10 protein-coding genes are annotated in these 13,340 nt (G+C 60.5%); all 10 read left to right on the top strand.

The genetic code is table 11. The features are described from left to right. Positions 1-355 (top strand): hypothetical protein (locus VNL17_06285; protein ID HXI83683.1); only part of this gene is annotated, 355 nt, incomplete at its 5' end. After that, a complete protein-coding gene (locus VNL17_06280) occupies positions 352-2,079 on the top strand; it encodes a penicillin-binding protein 2 (GenBank protein HXI83682.1) in 1,728 nt (575 codons plus the stop codon). The genes VNL17_06285 and VNL17_06280, both read left to right, overlap by 4 nt. Beyond that, entirely contained in the window at positions 2,076-3,572 is a 1,497-nt protein-coding gene (locus VNL17_06275) for a UDP-N-acetylmuramoyl-L-alanyl-D-glutamate--2,6-diaminopimelate ligase (GenBank protein ID HXI83681.1), read from the top strand. Before VNL17_06280 ends, VNL17_06275 begins: the two co-directional genes overlap by 4 nt. 5 nt (positions 3,573-3,577) lie before the next feature. Continuing rightward, positions 3,578-4,966: a UDP-N-acetylmuramoyl-tripeptide--D-alanyl-D-alanine ligase gene (gene murF / locus VNL17_06270; protein ID HXI83680.1), complete on the top strand. Its 1,389-nt coding sequence runs from the start codon at positions 3,578-3,580 to the stop codon at positions 4,964-4,966. A 78-nt stretch (positions 4,967-5,044) separates the two neighbouring features. Further along, positions 5,045-6,142 carry a phospho-N-acetylmuramoyl-pentapeptide-transferase gene (gene mraY, locus VNL17_06265; GenBank protein ID HXI83679.1) on the top strand — a complete coding sequence of 366 codons (1,098 nt, stop codon included), beginning with the start codon at positions 5,045-5,047 and terminating at the stop codon, positions 6,140-6,142. A gap of 16 nt (positions 6,143-6,158) precedes the next feature. After that, complete coding sequence (gene murD, locus VNL17_06260) at positions 6,159-7,511, top strand: UDP-N-acetylmuramoyl-L-alanine--D-glutamate ligase (protein ID HXI83678.1); 1,353 nt, start codon at positions 6,159-6,161, stop codon at positions 7,509-7,511. 67 nt (positions 7,512-7,578) lie between these two features. Beyond that, on the top strand, positions 7,579-8,643 hold the full coding sequence (locus VNL17_06255) for a LysM peptidoglycan-binding domain-containing protein (protein ID HXI83677.1): 1,065 nt from the start codon (positions 7,579-7,581) through the stop codon (positions 8,641-8,643). A gap of 41 nt (positions 8,644-8,684) precedes the next feature. After that, positions 8,685-9,824 carry a putative lipid II flippase FtsW gene (ftsW, locus tag VNL17_06250; protein ID HXI83676.1) on the top strand — a complete coding sequence of 380 codons (1,140 nt, stop codon included), beginning with the start codon at positions 8,685-8,687 and terminating at the stop codon, positions 9,822-9,824. A 30-nt stretch (positions 9,825-9,854) separates the two neighbouring features. Beyond that, the gene (gene murG / locus VNL17_06245; protein ID HXI83675.1) at positions 9,855-10,985 is read left to right on the top strand and encodes an undecaprenyldiphospho-muramoylpentapeptide beta-N-acetylglucosaminyltransferase; all 1,131 of its coding nucleotides are present in this window, start codon (positions 9,855-9,857) and stop codon (positions 10,983-10,985) included. After that, a complete protein-coding gene (murC, locus tag VNL17_06240; protein HXI83674.1) occupies positions 10,975-13,335 on the top strand; it encodes a UDP-N-acetylmuramate--L-alanine ligase in 2,361 nt (786 codons plus the stop codon). Before murG ends, murC begins: the two co-directional genes overlap by 11 nt. The last annotated feature ends 5 nt before the right edge of the window (positions 13,336-13,340 follow it).

Raw genomic sequence — 13,340 nt, 5'->3', positions numbered from 1 at the left:
CAAATCACTGGTCGTGTGCACATGCGTCGCCATCAGCGGTTTGGGTTACGTCTGGCAGAAGAACGCGATCTATCGCCTGGGCGATGAGATCAAGAAACGGGAGACGGCTCTCTCCTCGGCGCATAAACGCAATCTGATGTTAGCTGCGCAAATGGCGCATTTGGAGTCACCTGCGCAACTGGAAGCGGAGTGCCAGCAGTATAACTTGAGCCTTGTCGCACCCAAGGAGAGCCAGGTTGTGCGGCTGTATGAACCGGGGCAGGAGTGGGACATGCAAATGGCGAACGCGCCGTTACCGGCCCAACTCCAACCGCAAGTGCGCGGCTCACAACCGAAGACTTTGGCGAAGCGATGATCCTGGCGCCACAAAAAGGCAGGGCGTTGATCGTGATCGGCGCATTGGCGTCGGTGTTCATGGCGCTTGGTTTCCGACTTTTTGATTTGCACGTCCTGCAGCACAAGGAGCTCAGTGCTCTGGCCCAGGCTAACCGCGAGCAGGTTGTCCATCAGCAAGGTCGCCGTGGTGCGATCCTGGATGCGAACGGCAATCTGCTCGCCAATAGTTTGTCCGTACGCATCGTCACCGCAGATGCGACGATCACCGCGCCCCAAGCCGCCGCGATTGCGGAAAAGCTGGCGCCGTTGCTCAAGACGGACGTTGAATCGCTGTCCCAAAAACTCAGCAGCCCAACGCATTATGTTCGCCTGAACCCGCGCGCGAAGCTCGACGAGGACACCGTCCAGAAGATTCGCGCCATGAAGTTGAAGGGCATTTTCTTCGAGGACCAGTTTGTCCGCTCATATCCCAACGGCCCGCTGGCCAGTCACGTCATCGGTTTTGTCAACTCCGAGCACAAGGGGGTCCAGGGCATCGAAGCGTCCATGGATGATTACCTGGAAGGTCAGGCGGGCTATGAAGTCATCGAGCGCGACCGCAAGGGGCATGAGATTCGTGCGCTGCGCAACGAGCAACTCGGGCCGCGCGACGGTTTCAATGTGGTGTTGACAGTTGACCAGGTAATTCAACATGTGGCGGAGCAGGAACTCGAGAAAGCGATGGTCGAGTTCAAGCCGCAGGCAGGCGTGATCATTGTTTCGCGTCCCAAGACCGGCGAGATCCTCGCGATGAGTTCACGGCCGACGTTCGACCCCACCGAGATGGATGGCGCGTCGGCTGACGCCCGCCGCAATCGCTGCATTAGCGATGTGGCCGAGCCGGGCTCGACGTTCAAGATCGTCGTCTGCTCCGGGGCGCTCAACGAAGGTGTTGTCAGCCTCAACGATCAGTTTGACTGCGAGAACGGCGCGTTCATGTATGCCGGCCGCATCTTGCATGATGCGCATCCCTATGGAGTCCTGAATGTGGAGGAGATCCTCTTTCATTCCAGCAATATTGGTGCGGCGAAGGTCGGACTGCGGATGGGGCCGGCGCGGCTCGCCGACTATATCCATCGGTATGGGTTCGGCCACAAGACGGACATCGCGCTGCCCGGCGAAGTGTCCGGTATCGCGCATCCGTTGGCCCGTTGGAACAGCCTATCAATCACCCGCATTCCCATGGGGCATGAGATCGCCGTCACGCCCCTGCAGATGTTGATGGCGATGAACACCATCGCCAACGGCGGTATGCGAATGAAGCCGATGATCGTCAAGAGTGTTGTGGACCAGGATGGCACCCCGGTCCTGCAGTACGAACCCCAACAAGTGGGCCAGATCATCGCGCCGCGCACATGCATGTTGATGACGACGGCGTTGCGCAAGGTGGTGGGACCCGACGGTACGGCCCCCAAAGCGGGTGTGCCGGGCTTTGATATCGCCGGCAAGACGGGCACGGCCCAAAAGGTCGAGAATGGCCAGTATGTTCGCAAGTACTACTCGTCATTTATTGGCTATTTCCCGGCGTCGGACCCGCAAATTTCAATTTTGGTGTCCCTGGATGATCCATCCGGCGGTGCCTTCTATGGCGGCTCGGTCGCTGGACCCGTATTCCGGGAAGTAGCGGAGAAAGTTGCCGAGTATTTGGGGATCGAACCACAAACGCCGCAAGCCCCCTTAGCGGAGGTTGCCAAACTATCATGAACCTCGCTGAGGTCGTCAAAACTGTGAAGCCGCTGGCTGTCGATGGAACCCTGGACCGGGAGATCACCGGTATTACCTGCGACTCCCGCCGGGTCATGCCGGGCAATTTGTTTGTGGCGGTTCGCGGCGAACGGACAGATGGACATAGATTTTTGGACGCCGCAATTGATCGTGGCGCGTCGGCCGTAGTCTTGGAGAATGACGCCAGTTTCCGTCGGCGGGTTACGCGTATCAAGGTCAGTGATGCGCGCCGTTCGATGGCACAGGCTTCGGCGCAGTTTTACAACCATCCATCGCAGAGCCTGAAGGTGGTCGGAATCACGGGCACCAATGGCAAAACCACGACGGCGTTCATGGTGCGCGCGATTATGGAAGCGGCCGGCCTTTCCTGCGGACTGCTGGGCACGGTGCAGTACCAGATCGGCCAGCGGGTGATACCCGCGTCGCGCACGACTCCGGAATCGGTTGAGATCCAGGAAATGATGAGCCAGATGCTGCGCGCGGGCTGCGGCGGCGTTTCCATGGAGGTCAGTTCGCATGCGCTCGATCAATCGCGCGTGTCGGAGGTGGATTTCGACGTGGCCGTGTTCACGAATCTTTCGCAGGACCACCTCGATTACCACGGCACCATGGAGAAGTATTTTGAGTCGAAAGTTAAGCTGTTCAGCGCGTTGGGCACTGTCCGAAAGGCGGGCCGCGCGGTTGTGAATGCGGATAACGCATACGGTCGTGAATTGATCAAGCGCTTGGGTGGGGACCACGCCGTAGTCAGCTACGGCGTTTCAAGCGCGGCAGTCGTTCGCGCCGAGGACGTGCGCGTGTCGGCGGAGGGAAGCTACTTCGTCATCCACACGCCCCAAGGCAGTATCCCGATGTCACTTCCGCTGATTGGGCGCTACAACGTGTCCAACGCGCTGGCGGCCATCAGTGCGGGCCTCGCGCTCGATATCGACCTTGAAACGATCGAGCCCGCGCTGGCGAGGTTTCGACCAGTGCCGGGGCGGGTCGAGAGGATAAAGACGAAGGACGGATCTGCGGTCTTTGTCGACTACGCCCACACGGCCGACGCGTTGCGCAATGTGCTCGTTACGTTGAGTGAGCTGACACGGGGACGGTTGATCGTGGTGTTCGGCTGTGGTGGCGACCGGGACAAGGGCAAGCGCAAGCCGATGGGGCAAGCCGCCGCTGAACTGGCGGACTTCTCGATCCTTACGAGTGACAACCCGCGTACGGAAGATCCCCGTGAGATTTTGGGGCAAATCGAAGAGGGATTCTGGGCCAGCACGGTGCGTCGTTACCAGGTCATCGAAGACCGCCGCGAGGCCATTGAGCGCGCCCTCGATATAGCACGGCCCGGTGACACGGTGCTCATCGCAGGCAAGGGCCACGAGGCTTACCAAGAATTTGCGGACACGGTCGTGCCGTTCAACGACCGTCTGGTCGTGGAAGAATACTCCAACCTAAGTGAAACACGGTGGAAGCCTTGCGTTTAGAACAGGTGGCAGAACTTTGTGAGGCGCGGCTGATTCGCGGCGACCCCGACCGGGTCATCGAGAAGATCAGTATCGACTCGCGCGCGTTGGGCCGGGGCGACTGCTTCGTCGCGCTGCGCGGCCCGCATTTTGACGGACATGAATTTATCCCGGACGTGGCCCGATTGGGGGCATCAGCGGCGGTAGTCTCGAATCCTACCCGTGCAATGAACTCGCCTAGTGCCTTGTCGCTTCTCCAAGTGCAAGACACCCTCACCGCATTGCACAAACTCGCAACGAACTACCGCCGACTGATGCCTCCAACGACCCGCCTTGTCGCCGTGACGGGCTCAAGCGGGAAAACGACCACCAAAGAACTTATCGCCTCGGTGCTCGGCGAGCGGTTCAATGTAGTGGAATCGTCCGGAAATAACAACAACCACATTGGTGTGCCGCTCAACCTCTTACGACTTGATCCCGCCCACGACTTCGGGGTGTTCGAACTCGGCACCAATCATCCGGGCGAAATCGCCGTCCTGACGGGGATGGTGCAGCCCGATATCGGCGTGATCACCAACATCGGGCTCGGACATGTCGAGTTTTTCGGGGACGAATCCGGAGTCGCGAAAGAGAAGGGCTCGTTGCTTGAAGTGTTGCCGCGCAATGGCGACGGTCTCGCGGTGCTGAACGCCGACGACAAGTGGTGCGCGGAGCTTCGGACCCGCACGAATGCGACGGTAGTGACTGTTGGGATCAATAATTTTGCGGACATTCGCGCCAGTGAAATCAAAATCAATGGCGACGTAAAATTCCGCCTGAACATTGCGAAGAAACGCGAAGACGTGATCGTGCGGCTCAAGACACTGGGGCGCCACCAGATTTACAACGCCCTGCAAGCCGCTGCAGTAGGCTATTTCGCGGGGATGGACCTGGATGAGATTTGCCTGGGCCTGGAGAGCGCGCAGTTTCCGCACATGCGAATGGAGCCGGTGACGATCCGGGGCGTGCGGTTTGTGAATGATTGCTACAACGCGAACGTGGTCTCGATGAAGGCCGCGCTCCAGATGATGAACGAGACGCCGTGCACGGGCCGCAAAGTGGCCGTGCTGGGAGACATGCTGGAACTGGGTGAATGGACGGAACGCGCCCATCGAGACATCGGCACACTGGCCACCAGTTGTGGCCTGTCGTTCCTCGTCACCGTTGGCGAATCCGCCCGGTTGATCGCGCAGGGTGCCGTCAAAGCCGGCATGGAGACGCACCGGGTGTTGCCGCTGGCGACGGCAAAGGAAGCCGGCGAGACATTACGGGAGCTGGCTCACGAAGGTGATTTCGTTTTGATCAAGGGATCCAGACGGTTGCAGTTGGAACGAATGCTGGAGGAATTCAAGTGTGATGTAGCGGCGCCGCTGTGAGGCGCGCGAAGGCGCCGGGGGAACCGGATTAGATGACGCAGCGACACCGCTGCGAGGAAGAGAAGGACCGAGGAGTGGATGTTTTACTATCTGAGCGAGTATACGGATCTGTTTTCGCCGTTGCGCGTGTTTCAATACACGACTTTCCGCGCGGTGTTTGCCGCAATCACGGCACTGTTGATCTGTGTCGTGACGGGGCCGTGGCTCATTCGCCGACTCACCGAGATGAGATTCCAACAGCCCATCCGTGGCGAGGACGATTTGCGAGAACTGGCCCAGGCCCATGGCAAGAAGGCCTGTCCGACGATGGGGGGCATCCTGATCATCTGGGCAGTCGTGGATTCGATTTTGCTTTGGGCGCGCCCGACCAACCAACTCGTCCTGATGTGCCTGGCCACCCTGATCTGGCTTGGCGGCGTGGGCTTTCTCGACGACTGGGCGAAGGTGCAGGCGAAGAAGTCCGCCGGGATGCGCGCAAAAACGAAATTTCTTTTTCAGATCGGGCTCGGACTGTTTGTCGGCACTTTGTTAGTGACCGATCCGCATCTGGGGCCGACGGCCCGGAAACTGGTCCTACCGTTTATGAAAGGGCCACTGATCGCCGACATGGGGTGGTGGACACTCCTCGTCGTCGTGGTGGTGATCGTTGGGGCGTCCAACGCGGTAAACCTGACGGACGGTCTGGACGGTTTGGCCACGGGCTGCACGTTGACCGTGGCGCTGGCCTACGCAGTGATGTGCTTCGTCGCGGGCAACTTCCGGTTTGCCAGCTATTTACAAGTGCCCTTCGTGTTCGGGGCCGGCGAGCTGACCGTGGTGTGTGCGGCGCTGATTGGCGCCAGCCTGGGATTTCTCTGGTTCAATTGCCATCCCGCGCAGGTGTTCATGGGGGACACGGGTTCACTGGCGATTGGCGGTTTGATCGGCGCGATTGCGATCATGATCAAGCAGGAAGTGGTGTTGGTCGTCGTTGGCGGGATCTTCGTGATGGAGGCGGTTTCCGTGATCCTGCAGGTCGCGAGCTTCAAGCTGCGCGGGAAACGGATCTTCGCGATGGCGCCGTTACATCATCATTTCGAACTGCGCGGTTGGTCCGAAACCAAAGTGACCACCCGGTTCTGGGTGTTGTCCGTGATTTTCGCGCTACTGGGATTGGCGACGTTGAAATTAAGGTGATTGGATAATGCACACAATGGAATTGAGGGGCAAGGACGTGCTGGTACTGGGGTTGGGACGGAGCGGGATGGCCGCGGCGTCCTTGCTGCAGCGCGATGGGGCGCGAGTGGTCGTGCGCGATGAAGCAACGGACGACTTGTTGCAGGAGCGCGCGGTGCGACTGCGCCAACTCGGTGTGCGCGTCGAGTTGGGCAACCACTACGATCATTCGGCGCACTTCGATCTCGCCGTACTCAGCCCCGGCATCGCTCCCGAGAGGCCGATTGTGCGCGAGGTGCTTACGCAGAGGACACCGTTGCTCAGTGAACTGGAACTGGCGTATCGCTTCTGCCTCTGCCCGATCGTGGCGATCACGGGCACAAACGGCAAGACGACGACGACGGAATTGATCGCCGCGATGCTCACAGGCTGTGGTAAACGCACGGCGGCGGCGGGGAACATCGGCCACGCGTTTTCAGACGCTGTGGAAGCCAGCGCCGGGTTGGACGCGCTCGTACTCGAGGTCAGTTCGTTCCAATTGGAAAAGATCGAACAGTTCCACGCGAACATCTCCGTGCTGTTGAACATCACGCCGGATCACCTCGACCGCTACGAGTCGATGGACGAATACGCCGCGGCGAAATCGTTTGTTTTCCTGAACCAGCAACCGGAGGACACGGCGGTGATTAGTGCCGAGGCCCTGGAGAAACTGCAGCGGATGGGCCTGTCGATCAAGGCGCGGCCCATTACTTTCAGCGCGTACAACCGGCCGGCTGATGTTTGGCTGGACTGGTTCGACCAGGACACAATCTGGTGCCGCCTGCCCGAGTGCCACGGCATTCTCTTGAAGATGAGTGAGACGAACCTGCGCGGGGTGCACAACGCGGAGAACGTGCTCGCCACCCTGGCGACCGGGCTGGCCATGGGGCTGTCAGTGTCGCGGATGCGCGAAGCGATTTGCGGTTACTGCCCGCAGCCGCACCGCTGTGAGCTTGTAGCGGAAATTGATGGGGTAACTTACATCAACGATTCGAAGGCGACCAACGTCGACGCTGTCGAGAAGGCGCTGCGATCCCTGCCGGGGCGCTCGGTGCTGATCGCCGGCGGGCGTGATAAGGGCCTGGATTTTACGTCCTTACGCGGAGTGATTGCCGAAAAGGTGAAACTGGCCGTGTTGATCGGCGAGGCGCAGAACAAGATGTGGCGCGCCTGGTCCCGGGCGGTACCGTGCGTGCGGGCGTTCTCCATGGAAGAGGCCGTGCGCGTCGCCGCCAGTCACGCCGGCCGCAAGGACACGGTGTTGTTGTCGCCCGCGTGCGCCAGTTTTGACATGTTCGAAAATTATGAGCATCGCGGGGACGAATTTAAACGGCACGTTTTCAATTTATAGCGAAGGAGCGAAACAGGGTTTGCCCAACAGCAAGCTGACAACCAACACAACGTAACGAAAGGAACCAATGAAAGTATCGAAAGTTGTACTCATCGTAGTGGCGCTGCACGTCCTCGTGATCGGCGGTATCGTCGTCTTTGAGGGATGCTCGCGATCCAAGACCAGCACGACAGACATGGCGGCCAACGAACCGTCAGACAGCATGATGCCCGGCTCCACCAACAGCCAAATGGCGTCGATCCCGAACCCAACCGGTCCAGGCGCGGCGAACTCACTGGCCCCGAACTCGGTGCCGGGAAATGAAACGGTGGCTCCGAGCACACCCGTTGCCCCGCCCACAGCGGCAGCGGAGGCGCGCACGTACACCGTCAAGAAGGGTGACTCGCTCTGGAAAATCTCGAAGCTGGAAGGCATCAGCGTCGGCGAACTCTCCCGCGCGAACAGCCTGACGAAAACGAGCACATTGAAAGTCGGCCAGAAGCTGACGGTTCCGGCAGCAGCGAAAACCGAAAAAGCAAATGTCGCGACCGCTTCGGTGGTTCCGACTCCGGCCGATGCGACCACGCCGTCGTCCACCATGTCAACTGCCGCCGTCACGACGGATGCGGGTGGCGCGAGTTACACGGTCAAATCCGGTGACTCACTGTGGAAGATTGCGCGGCAGCAGAGCGTCAGCGTGGCGTCCATCAAGCAGGCCAACAACCTGAGCGGTGATTCGCTCAAGGTCGGGCAGAAACTCCACATCCCGACGGCAACCGCCAGGGCGACGACGGACTCGGCAGCCAACACCGTCAGTGCGGGCGTTGCGCCCACGTCGTCACCGGCATGGCAGTCCCCGGGCACCTACCAGGAGAATGGCCAAACGATCCATATCGTGGACTTCAACGAGTCGCCGGCGACCATTGCCAAGAAGTATGGGATCAAGACCGATGATCTCCTCAAGGCGAATAACATCAGTGACGCGAAGAAGGTCCAGTATGGCCAGAGGCTGGTGATCCCACAGCAACAGCCAGCCACGACGGCTTCGGCGTCCAGCCCGGTCGCAAACACGACAACCACCCCGGCGGCTGCTCCGGCAACGACCGCCTCCGCGGCACCGGTTGTGTCAGCTTCGCACGCGGCGGTTCAATAACCACAAACGTTCTTTCGGAAAACGGGGAGCGACGGAAGGCCGTGAATAAAGCTGCTATCACGCTATTGGTGATCATGCTGATGCTGTTAACGATCGGCGTGGTCATGCTGTTTAGCACGAGCGCGCTCTATGCCAAGGACCGCTACGGCGATCAGCACTACCTCCTGAAGCGGCAACTGGCGTGGATGCTCGTCGGCGCTGTGGGGTGCGTGACGGCGGCCGGCGTTCCGTACCCAAAACTGCGCGGCGTGTGCACCGGTGTGCTTATCGTGTCCGCGGTCATGCTGGCGTTGGTCCTTATCCCACACATTGGGATGAAGGTCGGCGGCGCGCGGCGCTGGCTTGGTTTCGGCCCGATGAGGTTTCAACCATCGGAGCTTGGCAAGCTGGCGCTGATTGTCTGGCTGGCCCACTGGCTGGCGAAGGAGAAGCGGCGGCTCGACAAATTTGGACGCGGCTTTGCGGTGCCAATGGGCGTAGTGGGGTGCGTGTTAGTGCTCGTGCTCGCGGAGCCGGACTTCGGTTCGACAGCGCTGCTGGCTTCGGTCAGCTTCGCGCTGATGTTCATCGCGGGCGTCCGCCTGCGGTTCCTCGTGCCGACAATTTTCACGGGCGCCGGCGGATTTGTGGCACTGATGATCCACAACCCCGAGCGTTCGCGGCGACTGATGGCGTTCCTCGATCTGGAAAAATACAAACAGGGCGCGGGGTACCAGGTGTGGCAGGCGATCCTGGCGTTCGGCTCGGGTGGATTCAACGGGCTGGGGTTGGGCAACAGCCGCCAGAAGATGTTCTACCTGCCCGAGGCGCATACGGATTTTATTTTCCCCATCGTTGGTGAGGAATTGGGGCTGGTTGGGACCATCGGGATCCTGCTTGCCTTCGCACTTTTGGTTGCCTGTGCTGTAATCATTGCACTGCGCGCGTCCGATCTCTTTGGCCAATACCTCGGCATGGGCATCGCGCTGCTGATCGCGATGCAGGCGCTGATCAATGTCGGCGTTGTGACAGCGTGGTTGCCGACGAAAGGGTTGCCGCTGCCCTTCATCAGTTTTGGCGGATCGAATTTGGTGCTGAACATGGTCGCGGTGGGTTTATTGCTCAACATTTTCCGGCACTGCACGATCGAGACGGAGAGTGAGGACCAGGAATTCTTTGCGCGACGTTCCGCAGTGTCGTAGCGGCGTATCAAAATAAGAGAGGGCCCATGAATGAAAGTCATGATCGCATGTGGTGGGACGGGGGGACATCTGTTTCCAGGGTTGGCGGTCGCGGAAGTTTTACGGGTGCGCCGGCACCAAGTGCGGTTGTTCGTCTCCGAAAAGGCAGTCGATCAGACCGCATTGGTAGCATTGACCGACTCCTCCGACCCTTCGACGCGCATCGCGGTGGAAGTGGTTCCGGCCGTGGGCTACGAGGGGCCACGCCGGTTGATGCGATTTTGCGTCCGTTTGGCGAAAGCGACGCGCGGATGCGCCGCGGTCTGCGATAAATTTGGGCCCGACGTCGTGCTGGGGATGGGAGGATTTACGTCCGCGCCGGCGATGTTGGGGGCCCGGTGGTTTGGCAAGCGGGGGACGGCGACATTGATCCATGAATCGAACGCTGTGCCGGGGAAGGCAAACCGCTGGACCGGCCAGTTCGTGGATCACGTCGCTGTGGGACTGGCCGATTGCGCGCGTTTTTTCGGGCGCCGGCCCGTAACAGTGACGGGCACGCCGATTCGCGCCGCGCTGCGCGGCGGCAAGGTGGCCAATGCGCGCGCGCGACTCGGGTTGGAGGCGAATCGGCTGACCGTGTTGGTCGCGGGCGGCAGCCAGGGAGCCCATGCGGTCAACGAGGCCATGGCCTGCGCGTTGCCATGGCTGGACGGCAGAACAGAGCGTGTGCAATTCATGCATTTGACGGGCGCGCACGACGAACAATTCGTCCGCGAGTCGTATGAGAAGAATGGGTTTACAGGAAAGGTGATGAGTTTCTGCAACCAGATGGAATTGGCGTATAGCGCGGCAGACGTGGTGGTGGCGCGCTCCGGCGCCTCGACGCTTACCGAGATCGCGGCCTTCGGGCTGCCGGCCATACTGATTCCGTATCCCCAGGCTGCGGGCAATCACCAGTGGCACAACGCGCGCGTCTTCGAGCGCGCGGGTGCGGCGCGGCTCCTCGATCAATCGCAATTCAGCAGCCTGCATGCGGAACGCGGGGAGCGATTGGCCCATGTCATCACCGAATTGCTCGACGATGATGACGAACGCGCGCGCATGGCTCGGGCCGCGCGTTTACTGGCCGTCGAGGATGCGGCGGAGCGTCTGGCCGAACTCTTGGAGCAATATGGCCAATAGGCAACAACTGATTGATTTTCTCGGCAGCCAACCTCGGCGAGTGCACTTTGTTGGGATTGGCGGCTGTGGGATGAGCGGCCTGGCGCGGTTGCTGTTGCAGCAGGGGCACCTCGTCAGCGGTTCCGACTTGTCCCCGAATGGGGGCACGAAGGACCTGCAGAAACTCGGCGCAAAGATTCACTGTGGCCACGCGGCGAAGAACGTCGGCGAGGACACGGAACTCGTCGTGTATACGTCAGCGGTCAACGGCGAGAATGTTGAACTCCAGGCTGCGGATCAGCGAAAGATTCCGCGGGTACGGCGTGGCCTGCTGCTCAGCGCGTTGATGAACCACAGCAACAACATCGCAGTCGCGGGGACGCACGGCAAGACGACGACGACCGCGATGATCGCGTACGTGCTTACGCGCAGCGACAGTGCCCCGAGCTATTGTGTCGGCGCGCACATTCCCGTGCTTGGCACGAACGCGCAGATCGGCGGCGGCAAATACTTCGTGGGCGAAGCCTGCGAGAGCGATGGGACGCTGATTGGTTTCAGCCCGGAGTATGCCGTGTGCCTGAACATTGAGCCCGAACATCTGGATCATTACGGCTCGATGGACAAACTGCGTGAAACATTCGACTCCTTCTTCTCCAGCACGCTGAAAACGGTGTTCTTCTGCGCCGACTGTCAGAATTGCCTGCAACACGCAGCAAAGTGCCGGACGGCCATCACGTTTGGCCTTTCCGCAAACGCTGATTACCGGGCCCTCGACATCGAGAACACGGAGCACGGCTCACGATTCACTGTTGCCTGTCGCGACCAGCAGATCGGCGTGGTCGAGTTGGTGATTCCCGGCAAACAAAACGTCACCAATGCGCTGGCGGCGATCGCCGTGGCCGACGAGTTGGGTGTTCCCTTTGAGAAGATTGCGGACGCCCTGAGACAGTTTACGGGGGCGAAGCGGCGGTTTGACCGGAAGTACGAAGCGGGCGGTATCCTTGTCGTGGATGACTACGCGCACCACCCGACGGAGATCCGCGCGACGATCGCGGCCGCGCGGACGTTGCTGGGGAAGAAAGACGCGGCGGGCTATCGCCGTTTGCTCGTGGCCTTCCAGCCGCATCGGTATACGCGCACACAGGCCCTGCGCGACGAGTTTGCGACGGCTTTCGTGGGCGCCGACAAGTTGTTCCTGACGGAAATCTACACGGCTGGCGAGAAGCCCATCGAGGGGATTACCGGCCAGATGCTCTCTGACGCGGTAACGGAAGCGGGCCCGGCGGCCACCGTCTTTGAACCGGATATGGAGATGTTGGTGGTGCGTCTCTTCTCGGAAGCGAAACCGGGGGACATCATTGTGACCATGGGAGCGGGGGATATCTACAAGGTGGCCGAAACGTTGGCGCGAAAACTCCGCACGCGCGGGCCGAACGTCCTCAACCCGGAGAAACAGGCCATGGAGATGCAGACGGACCTAAAGGTCTTGTTGTCGGAGAAGGCAAAGGTTCGACGGGACGAACCGATGGCGCGACACACGTCGATGCGCGTCGGCGGCCCGGCTGAATTTTGGATCGAGCCGGCCAGCGAACGGGACCTGGCGCGGCTGCTTCATTATTGCCATGTCCGTGAGATACCGGTGACCGTCATTGGCCGTGGCACGAACCTGCTCGTGCTCGACGGCGGCATTCGGGGGGTTGTGATCAGCCTGAATAACGAGGAGTTCTCAAAGGTCGAAGTGGACGGCGAGCGGATTCTCGCCCGCGCCGGCGCGCGCCTGAAAACCATTGTTACCCTGGCCGCAAAACACAGTCTGGGCGGACTCGAATTTATGGAAGGTATCCCGGGTTCGCTCGGCGGCGCGCTGCGCATGAACGCAGGCGCCATGGGCCGGCAGACGTTTGAAGTCGTCGATTGGGTCCGCTACATCGGTTATTCCGGCGACATTTACGATACGGAGGCGAAGCATCTTCCCGTCGCGTACCGAAGCTGCCCGGTGTTCCACAACCACATCGCCCTGTCGGCGATTCTGCATGGGACGAAAACCGACAAGAAGACAATCGATGGGCGGCTGCGCGCGTTCGCCGAGAAGCGATGGTCGTCGCAACCCGCCAAACCGAGTGCCGGTTGCATTTTCAAGAACCCGGCTGCGATTCCGGCGGGCAAGCTGATTGAGGAATTGGGATTGAAGGGGATGTCCGTGGGCGGCGCGCGGGTTTCGGAGCGGCACGGTAATTTCATCGTGAACGAGGGCAAGGCGACCGCCGGTGACGTGCTGCAATTGATCGCCGCGATCCGGGATCGGGCGCGCCAGGAGCGGGGCATCGATCTCGAACCTGAAGTGATGATCCTTGGGTCGGAGAAACACTAGACAAT

The sequence above is a fragment of the Verrucomicrobiia bacterium genome, assembly GCA_035577545.1.
GTDB lineage: Bacteria > Verrucomicrobiota > Verrucomicrobiia > Palsa-1439 > Palsa-1439 > Palsa-1439.
The sequence above is the reverse complement of the archived record's forward strand: the minus strand, read 5'-3'. Positions and strand labels throughout refer to the sequence as shown.